Genomic DNA, 21,314 nt, shown 5'->3' with positions numbered 1-21,314 from the left:
TGGGTGTCTAGCCGGTCAGTGGTCGCGCTTGCGGGTGACGGCTGCGGCCACTGCGCCGCCTGCGGCGCCTAGCGCTAATGCCGTGGGGACGCCGATCTTTGCGGCTTTGCGGCCGGTGCGGAAGTCGCGAATTTCCCAGCTCCGGTTCTTTGCCACCTCTCGGAGGTCTGAATCCGGGTTGATTGCGACTGCGGTGCCGACCAGGGAGAGCATCGGTACGTCGTTGTGGCTGTCGGAGTAGGCGGTACAACGCTTGAGGTTCAAGCCTTCTCGGATTGCCAGCGTGCGTACCGCGTGTGCCTTGCCGAGGCCGTGCAGGATGTCGCCGACCAGGCGTCCGGTGAATTTGCCGTCCACGCTCTCGGCCACCGTGCCCAGTGCGCCGGTGAGGCCGAGGCGCTTGGCGATCACCTGGGCCAGCTCGACCGGTGTCGCGGTGACCAGCCAGACCTGCTGGCCCGCGTCCAGGTGCATCTGCGCGAGAGCCCTTGTGCCGGGCCAGATTTTGTCGGCGATGATCTCGTCGTAGATATCCTCGCCGAGCGCGGCGAGCTCGGCGGTGGAGCGGCCTGCGATGAACGCCAGTGCCTTCTCCTTGCCGCTGGCCATGTCGGAGCTGTTCTCCCGGCCGGTAACCCGGAACTTGACCTGCTTCCAGGCCACGTCGACCAGATCGGAGGTCTTGAAGTACTTGCGGGCGGCCAGACCTCGGGCGAAGTGCACGATCGACGCGCCCTGCACCATGGTGTTGTCCACGTCGAAGAAGGCGGCCGCGGTCAGGTCGCGCGGCACCTCGGGACCGGTGAGATCCGGTTCCGCGAGCGCCAATTCCGCGTCGTGCAAAGACAATGCGGCGTCCGCGCTCGCCTCGCCGGCCAGGTTGGCCCGCAGCTCTTCCTCGCTGGGGCCGAAGGGGCTGCGCGGGATGCGGGAGAGCTGATCCTGCAGGCCCTCACCGATCGCGCCCAGATTCCATCGCGCCGGAAACTCGCCGAATCGTCCCGCGATGAATCCGGCCCTTGCCACCTTCGATCGTTCCGGCACCGATACCTCCGCCCGTCGCGCGAACCACGTCCACAGTAACTGGGTCGACCGACAGTCATCGCAGTACCTGGCAGACCGATCGGGGCGTGGCGAGGGGATTTAATATCCGCCATGACCAATCCCACACATTCGGTGACCCTGTTGACGAGATCGGGCTGCGGCATGTGCGCGACCGCGCTGGATCAGCTGCGCGTGATCTGCGCCGATTTCGGCATCGAACCCGCGACGCTCGATGTCGACGAGGCCGCCGCCACCGATCCCGCTCTGCGCGCGGAGTTCGGCGACCGGTTGCCGGTGGTACTGCTCAACGGTCGTGAACACAGCTATTTCGACGTGGACGAGGCCAGGTTGCGGGCCGACCTGGGCCGTTGAGGGCTGGGCGTCAGCGCAGGAGGAGGCAGCGCGGTGTCACCACGCAGGTGCAACGACGCCCTCGAATCGAGCACTGAGGGCTGAGCGTCGGCGCCGGAGGGGGTAGCGCGGCGTCACCACGCAGGCGCAGCGAAAGCCCGCAAATCGAGCACTGACCGGTAGCGAAGACCATCCGCTTCGGCCGCAGCGCTGGTCGCGGCGGAAAATGAGGCCAATTTCACCGACTTTGTGAAGGGCTGCACAAGCAGTTACGGTGGTGGCACGCGGACCCGCTTGCCGAGGCTGCGGGCCCACCGCGTAAAGACACCCAGCATTCCGACACTTCGACCATGGCACCGGACCGTCCCGGGCCAGAGGTCAGCGATGAACCGGAACCCGATCGGGCCCGGAACGAGGAGCCGACGACGTGACAGAGCAGCATGAGGCGCCGGGCGGCGTCTCCGGCAGGGCTCTGCAGAAGGACATCCCGCAGGCCACCGTCGCGCGTTTGGCGACCTATCTCCGGGTCCTCGCCACGTTGGCCGACGAGGGTGTTGCCATCGTATCGAGTGAGGAACTCGCTGTCGCGGCGGGTGTCAATTCCGCGAAATTGCGCAAGGACCTTTCCTTCCTCGGACCCAATGGGGTACGGGGTGTCGGCTATGACGTAGCCAGGCTGAGGACGAGGATCGAGGATGTGCTCGGCCTGTCGCAGGGACACCGCGTGGTGCTCGTCGGCGCCGGGAATCTCGGCCGGGCCCTGGTCGGCTACGGCGGGTTCCAGCGGCGTGGCTTCACCGTGGTCGGCATCTTCGACAATCATCCCGAGGTGATCGGCCTTCCGGTCGCCGGTTTGGTGGTGTGCGATGTCGCCGGGCTGGCCGAGGCGGTCGCCGCGCTCGACCCGACCATCGCGGTCATCACCGTGCCCGACGACGCGGCCCAGGACGCCTGTGACCGGCTGGTCGCGGCCGGGCTGCAGTCCATCCTCAGCTTCGCACCCTGCGAACTGATCGCGCCCGCCAGCGTCGAGCTGCGCCGGGTCGATCTCGCCGTCGAACTGCAGATGCTGTCGTTCGAGCGAGTGCGTAACGCGGACAACGCATCCGAGGCCGTACCGGCGAGCGCGGGAGCCACCCGGCCCGCGTCGAGCCGGATCAGCCACCGCGCGCCCACCGCGCACACCTCGGCCGTACATCAGGCCCTCAAGCATTCGGCAGCCGCGCATACGGCGTCCTCGCACCCGGCAACGGAGCCAAGCAGCAAGGGATCGGTGGTCAGTCCATGAGTGTTCTTCTGGTCGGGATTTCGCACCGGAGTGCGCCCGTTTCGGTGCTGGAGAAGGTGGCCATCACCGACACCGACCGTCCCAAGCTGATCGACCGCATGCTGACCTCGAGCCACGTCTCCGAGGCGATGATCGTCTCCACCTGTAACCGGGTCGAGGTCTACGCCGTAGTAGACGCCTTCCACGGCGGACTCGCCGAGGTCGGCGACCTGCTCACCAAGCATTCCGGGCTGCCGCTGCCCGACCTGACCAAGCACGCCTACGTTCGCTACAGCGAGGCCGCCGCCGAGCATCTGTTCGCGGTGGCCAGCGGGCTGGACTCGATGGTGATCGGCGAGCAGCAGGTGCTCAGCCAGATCCGCGGCGCCTACGCCTCCGCCGACGCCCAGCAGGCGGTCGGGCGCACCCTGCACGAGCTGGCCCAGCACGCGCTGCGGGTCGGCAAGCGGGTGCACTCGGAGACTGGAATCGACCGGGCCGGCGCATCGGTCGTGTCGGTCGCGCTGGATCGGGCGCAGCAGGTGGTCGGCTCGCTCGCCGGACGGACCGCCGTGGTGGTCGGCGCCGGTGCGATGGGCGGCCTTGCGGTGGCGCATCTTTCGCGTGCGGGCATCGGCCGGATCGTGGTGGTGAACCGCACCATCGCGCGAGCCGCGCGGCTGGCCGAGACGGCGGGCACCTACGGGGTCGCCGCCGAGGCGATGGAGCTGTCCCGGCTCACCGAGGCGATGGCCGTCGCCGACGTGGTCATCACGTGTACCGGCGCGGTCGGCAACGTGGTGACGCTGGCCGACACCCACCGGGCCCTGACCGAGCGTGAGCGCGGCACCGAATTCGCCACCACGGAACGGCCGTTGGTGTTCTGCGACCTCGGCCTGCCTCGCGACGTCGAGCACGCGGTCGCCGGGCTGCCCGGCGTGACGGTCATCGACATCGAGACATTGCAGCGCGACCCGGCAGCGGGCGCGGCCGCCGACGACACCGCCGCCGCCCGCGCGATCGTGGCCGACGAGCTCGCCAAGTACCTGACCGGCCAGCGGATGGCCGAGGTCACGCCGACCGTCGCCGCGCTGCGCCAGCGCGCCGCCGAGGTGGTCGAAGCCGAACTGCTGCGGCTGGATTCGCGGCTGCCGAGCCTGGCCGATCCGGAGCGCGACGAGGTGGCCCGCACGGTGCGCCGGGTGGTCGACAAGCTGCTGCACGCGCCGACGGTGCGGGTCAAGCAGCTCGCCTCCACGCCGGGCGGCGACAGCTACGCCGAGGCGCTGCGCGAGCTGTTCGAGCTGAAACCTGGTGCGGCGCAAGCGGTTGCCGCGCCGATGGAGATCTCCGCGGTCGGCGATCGCGCGGGCATGTTGCGCACCGACGCCGACATCGCCCTCGCCGACGACTTCACCGCGAGCCATCGCGGCGACGAACAGGGGTCGCCGGCATGACGGCGGACAGGATCGGTATGGCCGCGCCCCGCACCCGTGAGGTGCGGGCATGACACTCGTGCAGGAAGAGGACAACGTGACGGCAGCCAGCATGCGCACGCCGTGGCGGATCGGCACGCGCGGCAGCCTGCTGGCGCTCACCCAGTCGGGCACCATCCGCGACGCGCTGGTCGCCGCGGGACACGAGGCCGAGCTGGTCGTCGTCAAGACGCTCGGCGATCTCTCGTCCGAGCCGGTGACGCAGATCGGTGTCGGCGTGTTCACCTCCGCGCTGCGCGACGAGCTGGCCGCTGGAAACATCGACATCGCGGTGCATTCGTACAAGGATCTGCCGACCGCGCAGGACCCGCGCTTCACCATCGCCGCCATCCCGCCCCGGCAGGATCCGCGTGACGCGCTCGTCGCCCGCGACGGGCTGGTGCTCGGTGAGTTGCCAGCGGGTGCCAAGGTCGGCACCTCCGCGCCGCGCCGGGCCTCGCAGCTGCGGGCGCTCGGTCTCGGCTTGGACATCGTTCCGTTGCGCGGCAACCTGGACACTCGCCTGCGCAAGGTCAGCGAGGGCGACCTCGACGCGGTCGTGGTCGCCAGAGCGGGCCTGGCCAGAATCGGCAGACTCGACGCGGTGACCGAGGCGTTGGAGCCGGTGCAGATGCTGCCCGCGCCGGGCCAGGGTGCGCTGGCCGTCGAATGCCGCAGTACCGACACCGAACTCATCGAGGCGCTCACCGCACTGGATGATGCCGCGACCCGCGCGTCGATCGTTGCCGAGCGGGCGTTGCTCGCCGAGCTCGAGGCGGGCTGCACCGCGCCGATCGGCGCGCTCGCGGAGGTCGTCGAGTCCATCGACGAAGACGGCCGGATCTTCGACGAGCTCTCGCTGCGCGGTTGCGCGGCGGCCGTCGACGGTTCCGATGTGGTCCGTGCCTCGATAGTCGGCGCACCGGCGAACGCGGACGAGCTCGGCCGAACCTTGGCCCGCGAACTTCTCGACATGGGCGCGCGCGAACTACTCAGCGTCGCCGAACCAGGGCTCAGCGCCCCCGAACCGGATTCCGGTTCGAATACCCAGGCGGTGAATGCGCCCGCCACCGACTTCACCCAACCCAGCCCAATGGAGAACAACCAATGAGCGGTCGAGCTACTAAGAAGCAGCCAGGTCGGATCCTTTTCGTCGGGTCAGGACCCGGCGACCCGGCGTTGCTCACTGTGCGCGCCCGTGAGGTGATCGGCCGCGCGACGCTCGCGTTCACCGATCCCGATGTCGACAAGGGTGTGCTCGCCCTGATCGGGACCGCGGTCGAGCCTGCCGAGGACGGTGAGCGTCCGGTAGACGTGCGGCCCGCGCTCGGCGAGCCCGCCGAGGTGGCCAAGACGCTGATCGCCGAGGCCCGCAACGGCCACGACGTGGTCCGGGTCGTCGCCGGTGACCCGCTGACCACCGACTCGGTGATCGCCGAGGTCAACGCGGTCACCCGCTCGCACATGGTGTTCGAGGTGCTGCCTGGCCTGCCCAACGGTTCGGCCGTGCCGAGCTACGCGGGTATCGCGCTCGGCTCCGGGCACACCGAGGCCGACGTGCGCGGCGAGGTCGATTGGGCCGCGCTAGCCGCGGCCCCCGGACCGCTGGTGCTGCACGCGACCTCGGGCCACCTGGCCGAAACCGCTAGCGCCCTGGTGGAACACGGCATGGCGCCGCAGACTCCGGTCGCGGTGACCGTGCGCGGCACCACGCGCCAGCAGCGCACCATCGAGGCCACCCTGGCCACGCTGAACAGTGCCGCCTCCGAGCTGGTCGGCCCGCTGGTGGTGACCATCGGCAAGGTGGTCGCGTCGCGCTCGAAGATGTCCTGGTGGGAGTCGCGCGCGCTGTACGGCTGGACCGTGCTGGTGCCGCGCACCAAGGACCAGGCGGGCGAGATGAGCGAGCGGCTGGTCACGCACGGCGCCATTCCGATGGAGGTGCCGACTATCGCGGTCGAGCCGCCGCGCAGCCCCGCGCAGATGGAGCGTGCGGTCAAGGGTCTGGTCGATGGCCGCTACCAGTGGGTGGTGTTCACCTCCACCAACGCGGTGCGCGCGGTGTGGGAGAAGTTCGCCGAGTTCGGTTTGGACGCACGGGCTTTCTCCGGTGTGAAGATCGCGTGTGTCGGTGAGGCTACGGCGGATCGGGTCCGCTCGTTCGGCATCAATCCCGAGCTGGTGCCGAGCGGTGAACAGTCCTCCGAGGGCCTGCTCGCCGACTTCCCGCCCTACGACGACGTTTTCGATCCGGTGAACCGAGTCCTGTTGCCGCGCGCCGACATTGCCACCGAGACGCTGGCCGAGGGCCTGCGCGATCGTGGCTGGGAAATCGACGATGTCACCGCCTACCGCACGGTGCGCGCCTCGCCGCCGCCCGCGGAGACCCGCGAGATGATCAAGACCGGCGGTTTCGACGCGGTCCTGTTCACCTCGTCGTCCACGGTGCGCAACCTGGTCGGCATCGCGGGCAAGCCGCACGCCCGCACCATCGTCGCGTGCATCGGCCCGAAGACCGCCGAGACGGCCATCGAATTCGGTCTGCGCGTCGATGTGCAGCCCGAGGTCGCTCAGGTCGGCCCGTTGGTCGAGGCGCTCGCCGAGCATGCCGCCCGGCTGCGCGCCGAGGGCCTGCTCCCGCCGCCGCGGAAGAAGAGTCGCCGCAGCCGCTGATTTGCGGTAGACCCACTGCCCGTACCGAGTTCGGTACGGGCAGTGTGCATTTCGTTCACAGTGTTGCGATGGCATCGATATCGGTTGTGTAGCAGCGGATTTCGTGCCGCATCGATGGCTATGCCCCTAGAATTATGGGCATCTCTCCTCCTGTGGTCAGGGCTAGTTTGGCCTGGCGTGTTAGCGCGATCACAAGAGAGAGTTGGTTTTGATGAAACGATCGATAGTGCACGTCGGCGCGGCAACGTTCGCCACCGCGGTCATCGTATTGTCCGGCGGCGCTACGGCTTTCGCGGCGGCTCCGGCGGCCGCCGCACCCGCCTACATCGATGGGTCGACGGGCAGTTCGACCGGTTCGGTGGGTGGTTTGCCCGCCATCGCGCGCGGGTTCGCTTGTCTGCTCAAGACGATGTCCGGCGGGGCCGGCAGCATCTGCACCCCTTAGCGCACATTACGGCCGGGGCCGGCGGCATCCGCTCGCGGACGCCGCCGGCCCTGCCTTGTCGGTGGCCTCAGTACCGCTTACGCAGCAGCGTGCGCACCATGGTGCAGGTGAGGTCGGACGGCGGATGAATGCCGATGACCTCGGCGGTGTGCCGGATGCACTTGTTGTTGGCGGAGCTCGGGTTGTAGACGCCCGAATCCAGCAATGCGATGGTCAGGCGCATCGCCTTGAGTTTCCGATTGTGGCGGACATACCACGACCGCGGGCGTCCCGCGGGTAGCCGCTGCTTCTCCAGCGGGGTGTAGGGATCGATGAGAACGGTCTTCGTCGCGGGCACAGGCTTCCCTCCCGTTGCGATCGGGGATTCGGCGAATCCCCTCGAACACTGTTTCGATTATATCGCACGGCACCGACAAAAACCGCTGGCCGCAAGGGGTTTGACACAGCTCGGCGGTCAGCCGAAATCGGCATCGGAACCGCAGGCGGCCGCGCGTCAGATGTCGTGCAGCAGCTTCAGTGACTGTGGATGGCCGAGTGCGGCGGCGCGTTCCAGTAGATGCCTGGCTTCCAGCTGGGCCGGTGTCCGGCCGGTGGCGATCGCCGCGGCCGCGCGCAGCACGCCGGGCTCGGACAGGTCGCCGGTGCAGGGATGGACATCTTGTTCACGCAGGAACAAGGCCAGGTGGAACATCGAGTCGGGATCGCCCGCCTCGGCCCCGCGCCGCAGCCAGTGCTCGCCCGCCGCGGTGTCGCCGTGATCGAGATGCAGCGAGCCGAGGATCGCCATCGCGTCGGTGCGGCCGCGCCGGACCGCCTCGGTGAGCAGTTCGACGGCCCGGTCGATATCGCCGCGCCGGGCCACGTAAAGCCCCAAAGTTCGCATGGCCGTGGGATTTCCGGCGTCGGCCGCGTGCTCGTACCACTCCTCGGCCTCGTCGTTGCTGCCGCGCCGATTGGCGACAACGCCCATGTTGCACAACGCTTCCGGCGACCCGGCCGCGGCGGCGGGCCGCAGCCACCGCTCGGCCTCATCGATATTGCCGCGCTCCAACTGCAGCAACCCGAGTTGCAGGTCCGCGCCCGCGCAGCCGGCGGCGATCGCGGACTCCAGCCAGCGGATCGCCTCGGCGATCCGTCCGTGCGTGCCGAGCAGCAGGCCGAGATCGGCCATCGCGGTCGCGCTGCCGCGCTCGGCGGCCCGGCGGAACCAGTGCTCGGCTTCGGTCAGCTCGTGCGCGTCGCGCTGCAGATGCGCGAGCTGCTCCATCGCGCCGATGTCGCCGCGCTCGGCGATCGCCCGCAGCGTGGCGCGCCTGCGCTCGTGCGCGGTGGGCGCGGGATCTGGCCGCGGGTCGCGGAACAGCTGCAGGCCGAACGGATCCACCGGGTGGTCGTCGTCGGGTAGCTCGCCGCGCTCGCGGCTGGCAATGGACGCGCTCCACTCGGCGAACCGGTCGTCGTCGGGTCCGATCTCGACCATTCCGTTGGCGATGGTCCCGTCCGGCTGCTTGCCCTGCCAAGGAATCAGCAGTCGCCCGTCGGACAGGCGACGGGCACCCGGAGCGGGATCTGTCATCACGGACCTTTCAGGCCGGGTCGGGCGTGCCGTGCCGGTAGCCGTTGGCGTCGGCGTACTCGGCGAGTTGCGATTCGTAGCTGCTCAGGCTGTCGAGCAACCAGGTGTCTCCAGTGTCCTTCACGACCACGATCGGCCCCTTGGTGCCCGGGGTGAGCACGGGCGACGTGCCGTCGGTGTACCAGGACGTGGTCGACCACGGGAAGACGAACGCCCAGCCGACATCGGAGACGTGCCCCTGCGGACCGAGCTGGAACGGATCGGCCGGAATGGCGAACCGCGCGCTGTGCTGATGCAGCAGATGCCGGGCGCTGTTGCGGGCGACCCGGATATCCATCGGCCCGGTCGCGGTATTCGGGAACGGCAGCGTCGCGTCCGGCAGCGCGCTCAGTTGCCGTCCCGCGGCCACCGCGACCTGGCACGGCCTGCTCTGCAGGCGCAGGAAGATGGTGTGCGCGGTGTCGGAGAACCGCAGCTGCACGGTGGCGTCCTCGGTGTGGCCGACCAGGTGCCTGCCCAGGCTCTGCGTCAGCTCCCGCTCGTCCGGGTCCATGCCGAGGTCATCGAAGCCGCGCCGGGCCACCGTCATCAGCTCGGGCTCGGCCAGCTGCCGTGCGATGAACTCGACGCGAAAGATCTGCCCGCTGCCGTCGGCGGCGCGCCACGCGCGCAGTGTCGTCTCCGGTGCGGTCAAACCACCGGTGAGCACCGGCCACCAGTCCGAGAGCAATACCGCGACCCATGACTCGAAGTCGGCGGCTCGGGCCAGCGAGATTTCGGTGTGCGGTTCGGTCATGCTGTCCCCCAGGGGGTCTCGCCCTCCTGTCGGAGTATGCGCCATCGGCCTGCGCGACAGGTGTGATTTCACACACCGTTACTGTCGATCCAGGGTCCGCTCGGTCGTTTTGTGCATGCTGTTCCGCCGTGTCGGGCTACCGTCGTGGCGAAACGTCCAGCTCCGCCGCGTCGGTGCCGAAGCACCCTCCGCGCGAGCCGACGGGTGCTCGCGACAGCTCCCGGCGCCGGGCGTATCGTGCGGTTATGACCGGATTGGACCGCCCACGGCGGTTGCGCCGTACCCCCGCGCTGCGTCGTCTCGTAGCCGAAACCACCCTCGAGCCACGGCAATTGGTGCTGCCGATGTTCGTGGCCGACGGCCTGGACGAGCCGCGCGAGATCGGCTCGATGCCCGGCGTGTACCAGCATTCGATGGACTCGCTACGCAAGGCGGCCGTCGAGGCGGTGACCGCGGGCGTCGGCGGCCTGATGCTGTTCGGCGTGCCGCGCCACGAGGACAAGGACGCTACCGGCAGCCAGGCCAGCGACCCGGACGGCATCCTGAACCGCGGCCTGCGGGCGCTGGCCAACGAGGTCGGCGGGTCGACGGTGATCATGGCCGACACCTGTCTCGACGAGTTCACCGACCACGGGCACTGCGGCGTGCTCGCCGCCGACGGTTCCGTCGACAACGACGCCACGCTGCACCACTACGTCGAGATGGCGCTGGCCCAGGCCGCCTCGGGCGCCGACCTGCTCGGCACCAGCGGCATGATGGACGGCCAGGTCGGCGCGATCCGGCGCGGCCTGGACGCGGTCGGCCGCACCGACACCGGCATCCTCGCCTACGCCGTCAAGTACGCCTCGGTGTTCTACGGCCCGTTCCGTGAGGCCGTCGCCTCGTCGCTGGAGGGCGACCGGCGCGGCTACCAGCAGGATTCGGCGAACCGCCGCGAGGCGATCCGCGAACTCGAGTTGGACCTGGCCGAGGGCGCGGACATCGTCATGGTCAAGCCGGCCATGCCTTACCTGGACATCCTGCGCGACGTCGCCGACCGCTCGACGGTCCCGGTTGCGGCCTACCAGATCTCCGGCGAGTACGCGATGATCACGGCCGCCGCCGAGCGCGGCTGGATCGATCGCCGCGGTGCCGTCCTCGAGTCGCTGATGGGCATCCGGCGGGCGGGCGCGGACATCGTGCTCACCTACTGGGCGACCGAGGCCGCTCACTGGTTATCGTGACGAACCCGCCAGGACCGTTCGGCGCCATGCCACCGCAGGCGCCGCCACCGAATCCGATGCCGGTGGATGTCGGTACCGCGCGCCAATTGTGGTGGGGCGTGATCGGATTCGGCGTCGTCCAGCTGGTCGCGTCGGTGGTGGCCGCGCTGTCGCAGCGGCACACCTTCGCCAAGCAGGTCTTCGACCAGGCCAGGGAGAAGGACCCGCAGGTCAGCCTGGCCAGCGCCGAGCTGATGGTCGCGCTGGTCTACGTCGTCGTGGTGTTCATCGGGCTCGGCGTCGCGGTGCTCGCGCTGCTCATCGTGCACCAGTTCGCGCGCGGCAAGCTTTGGGCGCGCACCATGTTGACCGTCGTCGGCGCGTGGCTGGTGGTGATCGGCGTCGGCGCGTTGTTCGCGTTCGGCTCGGTGGCCGGCGCGGCCTCGCTGGTGGCGGGCGGCGCCGCGATCGTGCAGGCGGTGCTTGCGGGCGGATCGATCTATTTGTCGCACCGCCCGGAATCCACCGCTTATTTCCAGGTGAGCCGGCGGTGAACGGTTCGTGCCCAAGTTTGTCGGGGCACCGTCGGCATGTATCGTGAGGGTTGTCACAGTGGACATGGGAACCGGTAGTTGTTTGTCAGACGTTGTCTTGCGTTGCGTGAGGGAATCAGTCAGATGGCTCCGGGGAATCGGAGGCAGCAATGCGAGTGGTGATCCAACAGCCGCAGAGCATTCGGCGCGAATTGGCCGTGCTGAGCCTCTTGGTTTTGTTCGGTGTCTTGACCATCGTCGTCCTGCTGTGGCCCGGTCTCACTCGCTGATTCTGCCCTCCGCCTTGTCGATTCACGGTGCGGTCGCGTGACCGAGGGGCGTGACGACTCCGGCGTACTCTTCGCCGAACCAGGTGCGCGCTGGCGCACCGTGGCCTACGGGCCCATCCTGTGCGTGATCATTCTGGTGATCGAATTGGCGACCGGTAGTTCCGTGCACTGGTTCGCCCTCGTCTTCTGCGGCTCGCTGATCGGGATGTTCGTTGTGCTGCAGGTGATCGCGGGGCAGCGCCACGTCAGCGTCGAACTCACCGAGAGCACCCTGCGCGACGGCACCGAGACGCTGCCGCTCAGTTCGATCGACGCCGTGCTGCCCGAACGCGACGAAGACTGCTGGGACGACGAGGATTGGGAAGAAGCGCGGGCGCTAGGCGAATTGAGCGGCGTGCCACGCCGACGCACCGGCATCGGCCTGCGCCTGGCCGATGGCAGCCTGGTGCAGGCTTGGGCGAAAGACCATCGAACACTGCGCACCGCGTTGACCGCGGCCATCGGCCAAGCGCCCGAACCCGCCGACGATCCAGCGCCCGACACCGACGACAAACACAGCGAGAACGGAGTGGACCGTTGAGGACCTGGACCACGGTGGCCGCCACCGAACTCGGCCTGGTAGTGCTCGGACTCGTCGCGGCGGTGCTGAGCTGGCGGCAGGGCATCCAGACCACCACCTTCGCCGCTATCGGCCAGGCACCGGAATTCGTCGCGACTCGCTACGTCGCGCCCTGGTTGCTGCTGGCCGCGGTCCTGGTCGCGCTCGCCGGCCTGTTCGCCATCGATGCGGGCACCCGTGTGGTGCGCGCTCGCCAGCACCGCTGACTATCCGATCACCGCCGCCACACCCGTTTCGGCCCGATGATCGCGGGAATATCGCACCCATGAAACCCACAGTCACTGTCAAGCGGACGCTTCTCGGAGCCGCGGCCGTCGGCATGATCGGCGCGGCAACGGTGGCCCCGGCGGTCGCGGCACCCGCCGAGGTTTCCCCGGCCCCGCCGGCCGCGGTGGTGCCCGTACTCATCGAGACCCCACCCTCGCCCTTGCTGCACGTCCTACCCGCCCCGCTGGCTTGCCTGGTGACCACCGGCTTCGCCCTATGGTGCATCGGTATCACATAGAGCAACAACAGCTTTCGGATGCGCAAGGGTACGTTCCCTGGCATGGGCTAACTGTCTTGCGCTGATGCCTTCGGCCGCCAACGGCACTGCAGCGCACTGAAATCTGGCTTAAAGCCGCGCAGTGGTGAGACCGCGTTAGTATTTCGGCCGTATTCGTGTACCTACCTAGGATTGGGATTGATGAACCGGCTTGCTGTGAAAGTCTGTGCCGCACTGGCGATTACCGCCGCGATCGGGATCGGTTCCGCACCAGCGGGTGCGAATCCCGGACTCGCGCTCGAGCCCGCGGGCCCGGTCGACGCAGCGGTAGGCCAGGTCGACGCACCGGTGCTCGTGCCGGATTCCGGCTCCGCGGGCCCGTACAACGGGTTCATGTGCTTCCTGCACACCATTTCGGCCCAGGCGCCGTGCATGTACAGCTGAGCGCCGCTCAGTTCCAGTTCTGATACATGTCGAGCACGCGGCCGTTGCGGGTGCCAGGGGCGTTGACGAAGAGGGTGATCGTCCCGTCAGGATGATTGGCCGCCTCCATGATCGCCTGCCGCAGCGACGCGTGCACGCCGCCGTTCTCGTCCTTGTAGATCCCGGTGTCCGCCTTCAGGCCGACGCCGATCCGGTTGAGCGGCACGAACATGGTGACTATGGCCGGAATTGGTCCGTCGGCCATCGACTTGGTCTCCTCATGACTCAGCTGCAGGCCGATCCGATCGGGCTGCGCGACCGGTTCCACCGCGGCGGCGGTACCGGCGCCGAACACGACGGCCGCTCCGACGAGCGCGGTGGAAACAGCAGCACTGACCATGGCAAACCGCATAGAAATCCTCCGGGGCAGATGAATGGTGACGCCCGAGATTACGCACCAGCAATCTCGGGGCGATCAAATACGGCGTAAACAGCGGCCCGGCGTGTTGCGGTCTAGGTCACGCCCACTACACCCTGTCGTCGACCCGTTCGCGTCGGGCTGAGACACTGGAGGTCGTGAGTTCTTCTCCGCGCGTGACCAGCGCATCGGTGCCGGTTTCTGCTCAGCTCTTCGACCGGGCGTGCTCGGTGATTCCTGGGGGCGTCAACTCTCCGGTGCGTGCCTTCAACTCCGTCGGCGGCACACCGCGTTTCATCGCGTCCGCGCACGGCTACACCCTCGTCGACGCCGACGGCAACGAGTATGTCGACCTGGTGTGCTCGTGGGGCCCGATGATTCTCGGGCACGCGCATCCCGCCGTGGTCGACGCGGTGCAGCGAGCCGCGGTCGGCGGCCTGTCCTTCGGCGCGCCCACCGAGGCGGAGATCGAACTGGCCGAGGCCATCATCGACCGGGTCGCCCCGGTGGACCGGGTGCGCCTGGTGAACTCCGGCACCGAGGCCACCATGAGCGCGGTGCGGCTGGCCCGCGGCTACACCGGTCGCGCCAAGATCATCAAATTTTCCGGCTGCTACCACGGCCACGTCGACGCGCTGCTCGCCGACGCGGGCTCCGGCGTGGCCACCCTCGGGCTACCCACCTCGCCCGGTGTCACCGGCGCGCAGGCGGCCGACACCATCGTGCTGCCCTACAACGACCTCGACGCCGTCGCCGCCGCGTTCGCCGCGCACCCCGGCGCGATCGCGTGCGTGATCACCGAGGCGGCCGCGGGCAACATGGGCACGGTGGCACCGCTGCCCGGTTTCAACGCGGGGCTGCGCAAGCTGACCGCCGACCACGGCGCGCTGCTCATCATGGACGAGGTGATGACCGGGTTCCGGGTGAGCCGTGCGGGCTGGTTCGGCCACGAGGGCGTCGCCGGTGATCTCTACACCTTCGGCAAGGTGATGAGCGGTGGCCTGCCCGCCGCCGCGTTCGGTGGCCGCACCGAGATCATGAACCACCTGGCTCCGCTCGGCCCGGTCTACCAGGCCGGGACGCTCTCCGGTAACCCGGTCGCGGTCGCCGCCGGCCTCGCCACGCTGCGTGCGGCCGACGACGCGGTGTACGCCGCGCTGGACCGGAACGCGCAACGGCTGGGCGCGCTGTTCGGCGAATCGCTCAGTGCCGCAGGCGTCGAGCACCAGGTGCAATTCGCAGGCAATATGGTGAACGTGTTCTTCGCCGAACGCCCGGTCACCGACTACGCCGCCGCCAAGGCGAGCCAGACCTGGCGCTACCCAGCCTTCTTCCACGCACTGCTCGACGGCGGCGTCTACGCGCCGCCGAGCGCGTTCGAGACCTGGTTCGTCTCCGCCGCACTCGACGAGGACGCGTTCGACCGCATCGCCGCCGCCCTGCCCGCCGCCGCACACGCGGCCGCGGCCGCCACTCCCGAAGGATCCCGCGCGTGAGCTCCGATCACGATCAACCTGATACCGCCAAGCGCGAGCTAGCCGCCTCCGCCGCCGATGGCGGTACCGACGCCGCCGAGCCGGGGTCGGTCGCCGGGCTCGGCGCGGCGCCGGTCGCGGAGTCCGGTGCCGTGGAGCCGAGTGCCGAACCGGCGGCCGGTGCCCTCGCCGGGCTCGGTGCCGGGCCGGTCGTGGATGCCGACGCCGATTCGACCGTCATCGACGCGGGCGCGCAATTCGCCGCCGCCGCATCGGGTCCGGCCGATCAGATCCCCTCGGTCGAGGAAACCGGCAGCGCCGCAACGGATTCCGAGGCAAAGTCGAAGGAGCGGCGGGTGCCCGACGGTGGCACCGCGCCGGTGGAGACCATCGTGCACGTGCTGCGCCACGGTGAGGTGCACAACCCGAACGGGATCCTCTACGGCAGGCTGCCCGGGTTCAGCCTGTCGGTCACGGGCCGCTCGCAGGCCGGTGCCGTCGCGCGGGCGCTGGCCGATCACGACATCGCCGTGGTCATCGCCTCGCCGCTGCAGCGGGCCCAGGAAACCGCGGAACCGATCGCGGCACAACATCAGCTGATCGTGCGGACCGATGAGAACCTGATCGAGGCGGGCAACACCTTCGAGGGCCTGCGAGTCTCCGTCGGCGACGGCGCGCTGCGCAAGCCGAGGCACTGGTGGAAGCTGCGCGACCCGTTCACCCCGTCCTGGGGCGAGCCGTACCTGCAGATCGCGCATCGCATGCTGGCCGCGGTCAACAAGGCGCGGGTCGAGGCGGCCGGGCGGGAGGCGGTGCTGGTGTCGCATCAGCTGCCGGTCTGGACGCTGCGCCGGTTCCTGCAGGGCCAGCGGCTCTGGCACGACCCTCGGCAGCGGCAGTGCTCACTGGCGTCGCTGACCTCGCTGGTCTACCACGGCGACACGCTCGTCGACATCGTGTACTCCGAGCCCGCCGGTGGCTCGGACCCGTCGGTACACGGCGCATGATTTGGCGCACCGCGTCCGTCACACCGCCTGCCGCCTCGGCACGGCGGGTCGTTCCGGCCCTGCTCGCGTGCGTCGCCCTGGTGGCGGCGCTGGCAGGCTGCGCGGCCGATAAGGACGCGGTGGCCGCGGGCGGCACCTTCGAATTCGTCTCGCCCGGCGGCAAAACCGACATCTTCTACGACCCGCCGAGTTCGCGCGGCACCATCGGCAAGCTGGCCGGACCCGATCTGATGACCGCGGGCAAAACCACTTCGGTCGAGGATTACCCGGGCAAAGTCGTGGTACTCAACCTGTGGGGCCAGTGGTGCGGACCCTGCCGCGCGGAGTCGCCCGCGCTCGAAAAGGTTTATGCGGCAACGAAAGACAACGGCGTCGCCTTTCTCGGCATCAACGTCCGTGACCCGCAGCAGGACAAGGCCCAGGACTTCGTCGTAGACAACAAGGTCGGATACCCGTCCATCTACGACCCGTCCATGCGCACCCTGCTCGCCCTCGGTGGCAATTTCCCGACCAGTGTCATTCCCACCACCCTGATCTTGGATCGTCAGCACCGCGTCGCCGCGGTGTTCCTGCGCCCCCTGCTGGCCGACGATCTGCAACCGATTGTTCAAAAACTCGCCTCGGAGGAAGCACAGTGAATCGCGATCGTCGTACCCGTACCCTGCGTGCCTGTCGCCCCCGGCAGGGCGCCCGCCGAATCGGCGGTGCCTGGGCCGTGGACGACCGATGGAAGGGCATCGCCACCGTCCCGCGCAGCGTAGCGGCGGACTCGCTGCTCGACTTCGGCGTGCTGTTCGACCCGACGGAGGAGACCACCGAACAGCGCGTCGTGTTGCGCGGCGACACCGAGCCGGCCGAGGAGACGCCGGAGGGGGAGGGCGTGTGAGTCCCCGCTGGACAGCGGTGGCCGAGTGATGGTGCTCGCCGCCGTAGGGGATTCGTTCCAGCAGACCGCCGCGACCGGACCGTTGCTGCTTGCGTTGGGTGCCTGCCTGCTCGCCGGGCTGGTGTCCTTCGCCTCGCCGTGCGTGGTGCCGTTGGTGCCGGGCTATCTGTCGTATCTCGCCGGGCTCGTCGGTGCTGAGGCGCCGCCCGCCACGGTCGCGCAAGCCGCTGGGGCGCAACCGAATTCGGTTGCCGTCGAGTCGTCCAAACAGGCCGCGCGCGCGGGCAAGATGCGGGTGGCCGGTGCGGCGGGACTGTTCGTCGCCGGGTTCACCGTGGTGTTCGTGCTGGCCACCGCAACGGTTTTCGGCGTCATTCAGACGCTGAACGTGAATCGTGAACTGCTGCAACGCATCGGCGGCGTGGTCACGATCCTGATGGGTCTGGTCTTCATCGGCCTGATCCCCGCGCTGCAGCGCGACACCAGGATGGAGCCGCGCAGGCTGACCAGCATCGCGGGCGCGCCGCTGCTCGGCGGCGTCTTCGCGCTCGGCTGGACGCCGTGCCTCGGGCCGACCCTGTCCGGCGTGATGGCGGTGGCCGCGGGCACCGACGGCAGCACGGCCGCGCGCGGGGTGGCGCTCATCGTCGCCTACTGCCTGGGGCTCGGCCTGCCGTTCGTGATCCTCGCGTTCGGGTCGGCCAGCGCGCTGCGCGGCGTCGGCTGGCTGCGGCGTAACTCGCGCACCATCCAGATCATCGGTGGCCTACTGCTCGTCGCGGTCGGTGCCGCGCTGGTCACCGGGGTGTGGGACCAGTTCGTCGCTTGGGTGCGCGACGCGTTCGTTTCCGAGGTGACTTTGCCGATATGACCGTGACACAAAAACCGATGACCGAACCGGCACCCGTGCCACGGCAATCCCCGTTCGGGCGGGCCTTGGCCTTCGTGCGCAACACCTGGCGTGGGCTCACCAGCATGCGCACCGCGCTGGTGCTGTTGTTCCTGCTCGCGTTGGGCGCGATTCCCGGCGCGCTGCTGCCGCAGCGAAGTCTCAACGCGCAGAAGGTCGATCAGTACATCGCCAACCGGCCGACGCTCGGCCCGTGGATGGACCGCTTCGAGCTGTTCGACGTGTTCAGCAGCTTCTGGTTCACGGCCATCTATGTGCTGCTGTTCATTTCGCTGGTCGGCTGCATCCTGCCGCGCTGCCTCGACCACTACCGCGCGTTGCGCACCGCGCCCGTGCGGGCGCCGCGCAACCTCACCCGACTGCCGCACCACTACGCCGGCAGCGCCGAGCAGGCGCCCGACGAGGTGCTCGCGCGGATTCGAAAAGAGTTGCGCGGCTGGCGAACCGAGGTCAGGCCCGGCACCCGCGACGGTGAGCTCACCCTCGCCGCGGAGAAGGGGTACACCCGTGAGCTCGGCAATCTGGTGTTCCACCTCGCGCTGGTCTGCCTGCTCGTCGCCATCGCGGTCGGCAAGCTGTTCGGCTACGAGGGCAACGTCATCGTCATCGCGAACAACGGCCCCGGCTTCTGCACCACCTCGCCCGCCGTCTTCGACTCGTTCAAGGCGGGCAACGTCAACGACGGCACCGGCATGGCGCCGATCTGCGTGCGGGTCAAGGACTTCAAGGGCGACTACCTGGCGAACGGTCAGGCCGAGATGTTTACCTCGAACATCGAATACCAGGCCGGCGCCGATCTGCAGAGCAACACCTGGCGCTCGACGCGGATCCAGGTGAACCATCCGCTGCGCGTCTCCGGCGACCGAATCTATCTGCAGGGCCACGGTTTCGCGCCGACCTTCACCGTCACCTTCCCGAACGGGCAGACCCGCACCGAGTCGCTGCAATGGCGACCCGACGACGCACGGACCTTCCTGTCCAGCGGCGTGCTGCGCATCGACCCGCCCGGCGGCATGTACGCCACCGACGAGGAGCGGCGCAAGAATCAGATCGCCATCGAGGGCCTGTTCGCGCCGACCGCGCTGTTCCACGGCAGCCTGCTCACCTCGTCGTTCCCCACCATGAACGATCCGGCCGTGGCCGTCGACATCTATCGCGGCGACACCGGGCTGGACACCGGAAAGCCGCAGTCGCTGTTCGCGCTGGATCCCGAGCAGGTCAAGCAGGGTCGACTGGCCAAGGAGGCCAGGGTGAACCTGCGCCCCGGCGAGTCGACCAGCCTGCCCAACGGCACCAAGGTGACCTTCGACGGCGCACAGGAATTCGCGAACCTGCAGGTGTCGCACGATCCGGCGCAGCAGTGGGTGCTGGTGAGCGCGGTGACCATGATGCTCGGTTTGCTGGTGTCGCTGCTGGTGAAGCGGCGTCGTATCTGGGTCCGGGTCTACCCCGCCGAGGAGCCAGCCGGTACCTTGGGCAAACGACGCACCGTAGTAGAAATGGGCGGGCTGGCTCGGACCGATCAGGCGGGCTGGGGCAGCGAGTTCGACCGACTGCGCGCGCGCCTGCTGGACGCGCAGCCCGGCTCGGCGGCGGACGCGAAGACCACGGGAGAGTAAAGATGCCGATCAACGAGACCATCGCGCGCTACAGCGATTTCTCGTTCAAGACCGCGATCGTGGTCTACGTGCTGGTGCTGGTGCTGCTGATCTGGCAGTACGCCACCGCGCGCAGCCGTCAGGTCGCGGAGCGCGAACTCATCTCTGTTGGCGGTACTGCCGTCGGCGGGCCGGCCAGCGACCCCGCGGTGCCGGGTCGCGTCGTCGGGCCGCCGGCCAAGTCGATGTCCGAGCGCCTCGGCAACATGGCGTTCTCGGCGCTGGTCGTGGCCATCGCGCTGCACATCGGCTCGATCGTGCTGCGCGGCTTCGCGACGCATCGGTTCCCGCTCGGCAACATGTACGAGTTCGTCACCATGGCCACCGCGGCCGCGGTGGTGATGGGCGCGCTGTTCCTGCGTGAGCAGCGGTATCGCTCGATGTGGGTCTTCCTGCTCATACCGGTCGTCATCCTGCTGTTCCTCGCGGGCACCATCCTCTACGCCGACGCTGCCCCCGTTGTCCCCGCGCTGAAGTCCTACTGGCTGCCCATCCACGTCACCATCGTCAGCATCGGCAGCGGCGTGTTCCTCTTCGCCGGCGTCTCCAGCATGTTGTTCCTCTACCGGCTCCGCCAGCCCGAAGGGCAAGAGTCGAACAACATCCTCGGCACCATCGCCCGCCGCCTCCCCGACGCCCGCAACCTCGACCGCCTCGCCTACAAAGCCACCATCATCGGCTTCCCCCTCTTCGGCGCCGGCGTCATCCTCGGCGCCATCTGGGCCGAAGCCGCCTGGGGCCGCTTCTGGGGCTGGGACCCCAAGGAAACCTGCTCCTTCATCGCCTGGGTCCTCTACGCCGCCTACCTGCACGCCCGCGCCACCTCCGGCTGGCGCGACACCAAGGCCGCCTGGATCAACATCGCCGGCTTCGTAGCAATGCTTTTCAACCTTTTCATCATCAACATGGTGATCAGCGGCCTGCACTCCTACGCCGGACTCAACTGAGCGGTTCGCGATGAAAGGCGGCTCGTCAGGAGTAGTCGCGGAACGTCATCAGGAACCCGGCCAAGGCAAGTGCGAGCAAGGCCAGGTACGCGGCTACGCGCAAACCGGGCCATGGCAGATCGCCCACCCACAGGCCGGTAATCATGGCGGTGAGCATCATCAGCATGCCGTAGAACGGCGTCCGCTGTGGATGGTTGCCCATGTCCGCTGGATACCCCGTAGCGCCGCGTCAACCCCGGCGACGGGCATCGCCGTTGTATCGAGGTAGTCGCCGGTCCCGGGGACGCTGTGCCGGGTGTTGGCGGCGGCGAGCAGCTCGGCCTGCCGCCGGCGCGGACGACGCGGCGTTGTCTGCTGCGGCATACCGGCACGGCGGGGGCGCGCGCCGGACGTTGGTTTCGAATACTCGGGCGGACCGGTCGGGTTATTCGGTGACGGGCGCGGTCGACCTTCGTCGATTTCCCTTCGGCCCGAGTCGATTCGGCTTGATACTGGGATTGGAGATCGAAGCTTGGAGACTGTCGTGGAACCCAATAATGCCGGCCAGGAAGCGGCGGCGATCGCCGCCATCGTCGCTGCCGCGAATCAGGCCGCCGATCCGGTCCTTGGAACGCCGGCCAATCCGATTACCGTCCAGCAGTTGACGGCTCAGACGAACGCGGCCCAACGGGAGGTGCTGCGCGTTGCACTCGAGGCCCAATCGGATGCGTTGGATGCGGTGGAGGACACCGCGGAGGTCGTAGCCGCCACGACTCGCGTGCAGGACGCAATGCAACGACTCGAAGACATCGACCCTTAGCCGACGCCGTCTGTATTGGCGAGAAGTGTTGCGGCA

Annotated in this window: 26 protein-coding genes; 20 read left to right on the top strand and 6 right to left on the bottom strand. The window is 68.7% G+C overall.

All coding sequences use genetic code 11. The features are described from left to right. Nucleotides 1–15 precede the first annotated feature (15 nt). Nucleotides 16–1,026 (bottom strand): HAD family hydrolase, encoded by a 1,011-nt coding sequence (locus tag ACIBCN_RS10935; protein WP_396991864.1) that lies wholly within the window; start codon nt 1,024–1,026, stop codon nt 16–18. Nucleotides 1,027–1,155: 129 nt separating this feature from the next. Here ACIBCN_RS10935 and ACIBCN_RS10930 point away from each other — a divergent pair, with 129 nt between their 5' ends. The 6 genes from ACIBCN_RS10930 to ACIBCN_RS10905 all read left to right on the top strand — a co-directional run bounded on the left by ACIBCN_RS10930 (nt 1,156) and on the right by ACIBCN_RS10905 (nt 7,255). After that, nucleotides 1,156–1,416 (top strand): glutaredoxin family protein, encoded by a 261-nt coding sequence (locus ACIBCN_RS10930; RefSeq protein ID WP_396991333.1) that lies wholly within the window; start codon nt 1,156–1,158, stop codon nt 1,414–1,416. A gap of 406 nt (nt 1,417–1,822) precedes the next feature. Continuing rightward, nucleotides 1,823–2,683, top strand: a complete 861-nt coding sequence (locus tag ACIBCN_RS10925) for a redox-sensing transcriptional repressor Rex (RefSeq protein ID WP_396991332.1) — start codon at nt 1,823–1,825, stop codon at nt 2,681–2,683. Then, nucleotides 2,680–4,119 carry a glutamyl-tRNA reductase gene (locus ACIBCN_RS10920; protein WP_396991331.1) on the top strand — a complete coding sequence of 480 codons (1,440 nt, stop codon included), beginning with the start codon at nt 2,680–2,682 and terminating at the stop codon, nt 4,117–4,119. The genes ACIBCN_RS10925 and ACIBCN_RS10920 overlap by 4 nt, the downstream gene beginning before the upstream one ends. A gap of 49 nt (nt 4,120–4,168) precedes the next feature. Further along, nucleotides 4,169–5,248, top strand: a complete 1,080-nt coding sequence (gene hemC / locus ACIBCN_RS10915; protein ID WP_396991330.1) for a hydroxymethylbilane synthase — start codon at nt 4,169–4,171, stop codon at nt 5,246–5,248. Next, nucleotides 5,245–6,810 carry a uroporphyrinogen-III synthase gene (locus tag ACIBCN_RS10910; RefSeq protein ID WP_379291175.1) on the top strand — a complete coding sequence of 522 codons (1,566 nt, stop codon included), beginning with the start codon at nt 5,245–5,247 and terminating at the stop codon, nt 6,808–6,810. Before hemC ends, ACIBCN_RS10910 begins: the two co-directional genes overlap by 4 nt. Before the next feature lie 211 nt (nt 6,811–7,021). Next, the gene (locus ACIBCN_RS10905; RefSeq protein WP_396991329.1) at nt 7,022–7,255 is read left to right on the top strand and encodes a hypothetical protein; all 234 of its coding nucleotides are present in this window, start codon (nt 7,022–7,024) and stop codon (nt 7,253–7,255) included. Nucleotides 7,256–7,322: 67 nt separating this feature from the next. Here ACIBCN_RS10905 and ACIBCN_RS10900 read toward each other — a convergent pair whose 3' ends face one another. From ACIBCN_RS10900 to ACIBCN_RS10890, 3 genes are all read right to left on the bottom strand, one after another. Next, nucleotides 7,323–7,592: a hypothetical protein gene (locus tag ACIBCN_RS10900; protein ID WP_396991328.1), complete on the bottom strand. Its 270-nt coding sequence runs from the start codon at nt 7,590–7,592 to the stop codon at nt 7,323–7,325. Between the two features lie 156 nt (nt 7,593–7,748). After that, nucleotides 7,749–8,831 (bottom strand): tetratricopeptide repeat protein, encoded by a 1,083-nt coding sequence (locus tag ACIBCN_RS10895; RefSeq protein WP_396991327.1) that lies wholly within the window; start codon nt 8,829–8,831, stop codon nt 7,749–7,751. A 10-nt stretch (nt 8,832–8,841) separates the two neighbouring features. After that, complete coding sequence (locus tag ACIBCN_RS10890) at nt 8,842–9,627, bottom strand: hypothetical protein (RefSeq protein WP_396991326.1); 786 nt, start codon at nt 9,625–9,627, stop codon at nt 8,842–8,844. 245 nt (nt 9,628–9,872) lie between these two features. Here ACIBCN_RS10890 and hemB point away from each other — a divergent pair, with 245 nt between their 5' ends. The 6 genes from hemB to ACIBCN_RS10860 all read left to right on the top strand — a co-directional run bounded on the left by hemB (nt 9,873) and on the right by ACIBCN_RS10860 (nt 13,199). Continuing rightward, nucleotides 9,873–10,850, top strand: a complete 978-nt coding sequence (gene hemB / locus ACIBCN_RS10885) for a porphobilinogen synthase (RefSeq protein ID WP_396991325.1) — start codon at nt 9,873–9,875, stop codon at nt 10,848–10,850. Next, the gene (locus tag ACIBCN_RS10880) at nt 10,847–11,383 is read left to right on the top strand and encodes a hypothetical protein (RefSeq protein ID WP_396991324.1); all 537 of its coding nucleotides are present in this window, start codon (nt 10,847–10,849) and stop codon (nt 11,381–11,383) included. Before hemB ends, ACIBCN_RS10880 begins: the two co-directional genes overlap by 4 nt. A 306-nt stretch (nt 11,384–11,689) precedes the next feature. Further along, nucleotides 11,690–12,232, top strand: a complete 543-nt coding sequence (locus ACIBCN_RS10875) for a hypothetical protein (RefSeq protein ID WP_396991323.1) — start codon at nt 11,690–11,692, stop codon at nt 12,230–12,232. Beyond that, entirely contained in the window at nt 12,229–12,477 is a 249-nt protein-coding gene (locus ACIBCN_RS10870; RefSeq protein WP_396991322.1) for a hypothetical protein, read from the top strand. Before ACIBCN_RS10875 ends, ACIBCN_RS10870 begins: the two co-directional genes overlap by 4 nt. A gap of 59 nt (nt 12,478–12,536) precedes the next feature. Then, nucleotides 12,537–12,776 (top strand): hypothetical protein, encoded by a 240-nt coding sequence (locus ACIBCN_RS10865; RefSeq protein WP_396991321.1) that lies wholly within the window; start codon nt 12,537–12,539, stop codon nt 12,774–12,776. 180 nt (nt 12,777–12,956) lie between these two features. Beyond that, on the top strand, nt 12,957–13,199 hold the full coding sequence (locus tag ACIBCN_RS10860) for a hypothetical protein (RefSeq protein ID WP_396991320.1): 243 nt from the start codon (nt 12,957–12,959) through the stop codon (nt 13,197–13,199). A gap of 7 nt (nt 13,200–13,206) precedes the next feature. Here ACIBCN_RS10860 and ACIBCN_RS10855 read toward each other — a convergent pair whose 3' ends face one another. Next, nucleotides 13,207–13,590 (bottom strand): hypothetical protein, encoded by a 384-nt coding sequence (locus tag ACIBCN_RS10855; protein WP_396991319.1) that lies wholly within the window; start codon nt 13,588–13,590, stop codon nt 13,207–13,209. A 164-nt stretch (nt 13,591–13,754) separates the two neighbouring features. Here ACIBCN_RS10855 and hemL point away from each other — a divergent pair, with 164 nt between their 5' ends. The 7 genes from hemL (at nt 13,755) to ccsB (ending at nt 20,479) form a co-directional block, all read left to right on the top strand. Beyond that, nucleotides 13,755–15,092, top strand: coding sequence for a glutamate-1-semialdehyde 2,1-aminomutase (hemL, locus tag ACIBCN_RS10850; RefSeq protein ID WP_396991318.1), 1,338 nt, complete (start codon nt 13,755–13,757; stop codon nt 15,090–15,092). 335 nt (nt 15,093–15,427) lie between these two features. Next, a complete protein-coding gene (locus ACIBCN_RS10845; RefSeq protein ID WP_396991863.1) occupies nt 15,428–16,078 on the top strand; it encodes a histidine phosphatase family protein in 651 nt (216 codons plus the stop codon). Next, a complete protein-coding gene (locus tag ACIBCN_RS10840) occupies nt 16,075–16,716 on the top strand; it encodes a TlpA disulfide reductase family protein (RefSeq protein WP_396991317.1) in 642 nt (213 codons plus the stop codon). The genes ACIBCN_RS10845 and ACIBCN_RS10840 overlap by 4 nt, the downstream gene beginning before the upstream one ends. Next, nucleotides 16,713–16,964 (top strand): hypothetical protein, encoded by a 252-nt coding sequence (locus ACIBCN_RS10835; protein WP_396991316.1) that lies wholly within the window; start codon nt 16,713–16,715, stop codon nt 16,962–16,964. Before ACIBCN_RS10840 ends, ACIBCN_RS10835 begins: the two co-directional genes overlap by 4 nt. 28 nt (nt 16,965–16,992) lie before the next feature. Further along, nucleotides 16,993–17,835 carry a cytochrome c biogenesis CcdA family protein gene (locus tag ACIBCN_RS10830; RefSeq protein ID WP_396991862.1) on the top strand — a complete coding sequence of 281 codons (843 nt, stop codon included), beginning with the start codon at nt 16,993–16,995 and terminating at the stop codon, nt 17,833–17,835. Next, the gene (locus ACIBCN_RS10825; protein WP_396991315.1) at nt 17,832–19,493 is read left to right on the top strand and encodes a cytochrome c biogenesis protein ResB; all 1,662 of its coding nucleotides are present in this window, start codon (nt 17,832–17,834) and stop codon (nt 19,491–19,493) included. The genes ACIBCN_RS10830 and ACIBCN_RS10825 overlap by 4 nt, the downstream gene beginning before the upstream one ends. Before the next feature lie 2 nt (nt 19,494–19,495). Continuing rightward, complete coding sequence (gene ccsB / locus ACIBCN_RS10820; RefSeq protein WP_396991314.1) at nt 19,496–20,479, top strand: c-type cytochrome biogenesis protein CcsB; 984 nt, start codon at nt 19,496–19,498, stop codon at nt 20,477–20,479. 25 nt (nt 20,480–20,504) lie between these two features. Here ccsB and ACIBCN_RS10815 read toward each other — a convergent pair whose 3' ends face one another. Further along, entirely contained in the window at nt 20,505–20,681 is a 177-nt protein-coding gene (locus ACIBCN_RS10815; protein WP_396991313.1) for a hypothetical protein, read from the bottom strand. Nucleotides 20,682–20,990: 309 nt separating this feature from the next. Here ACIBCN_RS10815 and ACIBCN_RS10810 point away from each other — a divergent pair, with 309 nt between their 5' ends. After that, the gene (locus ACIBCN_RS10810; protein ID WP_396991312.1) at nt 20,991–21,278 is read left to right on the top strand and encodes a hypothetical protein; all 288 of its coding nucleotides are present in this window, start codon (nt 20,991–20,993) and stop codon (nt 21,276–21,278) included. The last annotated feature ends 36 nt before the right edge of the window (nt 21,279–21,314 follow it).

This window comes from Nocardia sp. NPDC051052 (genome assembly GCF_044456045.1).
Lineage (GTDB): Bacteria > Actinomycetota > Actinomycetes > Mycobacteriales > Mycobacteriaceae > Nocardia.
Note: the sequence above shows the minus strand (reverse complement) of the source record. Positions and strands in the feature narration are given on the sequence as shown.

What these genes read in the sequence shown, in the direction of transcription:
- ACIBCN_RS10830 (WP_396991862.1), top strand. Translation starts at nt 16,993, where the DNA reads ATGGTGCTCGCCGCCGTAGGGGATTCGTTCCAGCAGACCGCCGCGACC.
- ACIBCN_RS10905 (WP_396991329.1), top strand. Translation starts at nt 7,022, where the DNA reads ATGAAACGATCGATAGTGCACGTCGGCGCGGCAACGTTCGCCACCGCG.
- ACIBCN_RS10895 (WP_396991327.1), bottom strand. Translation starts at nt 8,831, where the DNA reads ATGACAGATCCCGCTCCGGGTGCCCGTCGCCTGTCCGACGGGCGACTG.
- ACIBCN_RS10865 (WP_396991321.1), top strand. Translation starts at nt 12,537, where the DNA reads ATGAAACCCACAGTCACTGTCAAGCGGACGCTTCTCGGAGCCGCGGCC.
- ACIBCN_RS10815 (WP_396991313.1), bottom strand. Translation starts at nt 20,681, where the DNA reads ATGGGCAACCATCCACAGCGGACGCCGTTCTACGGCATGCTGATGATG.
- ACIBCN_RS10930 (WP_396991333.1), top strand. Translation starts at nt 1,156, where the DNA reads ATGACCAATCCCACACATTCGGTGACCCTGTTGACGAGATCGGGCTGC.
- ACIBCN_RS10920 (WP_396991331.1), top strand. Translation starts at nt 2,680, where the DNA reads ATGAGTGTTCTTCTGGTCGGGATTTCGCACCGGAGTGCGCCCGTTTCG.
- ACIBCN_RS10825 (WP_396991315.1), top strand. Translation starts at nt 17,832, where the DNA reads ATGACCGTGACACAAAAACCGATGACCGAACCGGCACCCGTGCCACGG.
- hemB (WP_396991325.1), top strand. Translation starts at nt 9,873, where the DNA reads ATGACCGGATTGGACCGCCCACGGCGGTTGCGCCGTACCCCCGCGCTG.
- ACIBCN_RS10890 (WP_396991326.1), bottom strand. Translation starts at nt 9,627, where the DNA reads ATGACCGAACCGCACACCGAAATCTCGCTGGCCCGAGCCGCCGACTTC.
- ccsB (WP_396991314.1), top strand. Translation starts at nt 19,496, where the DNA reads ATGCCGATCAACGAGACCATCGCGCGCTACAGCGATTTCTCGTTCAAG.
- ACIBCN_RS10840 (WP_396991317.1), top strand. Translation starts at nt 16,075, where the DNA reads ATGATTTGGCGCACCGCGTCCGTCACACCGCCTGCCGCCTCGGCACGG.
- ACIBCN_RS10860 (WP_396991320.1), top strand. Translation starts at nt 12,957, where the DNA reads ATGAACCGGCTTGCTGTGAAAGTCTGTGCCGCACTGGCGATTACCGCC.
- ACIBCN_RS10910 (WP_379291175.1), top strand. Translation starts at nt 5,245, where the DNA reads ATGAGCGGTCGAGCTACTAAGAAGCAGCCAGGTCGGATCCTTTTCGTC.
- ACIBCN_RS10855 (WP_396991319.1), bottom strand. Translation starts at nt 13,590, where the DNA reads ATGCGGTTTGCCATGGTCAGTGCTGCTGTTTCCACCGCGCTCGTCGGA.
- hemC (WP_396991330.1), top strand. Translation starts at nt 4,169, where the DNA reads ATGACACTCGTGCAGGAAGAGGACAACGTGACGGCAGCCAGCATGCGC.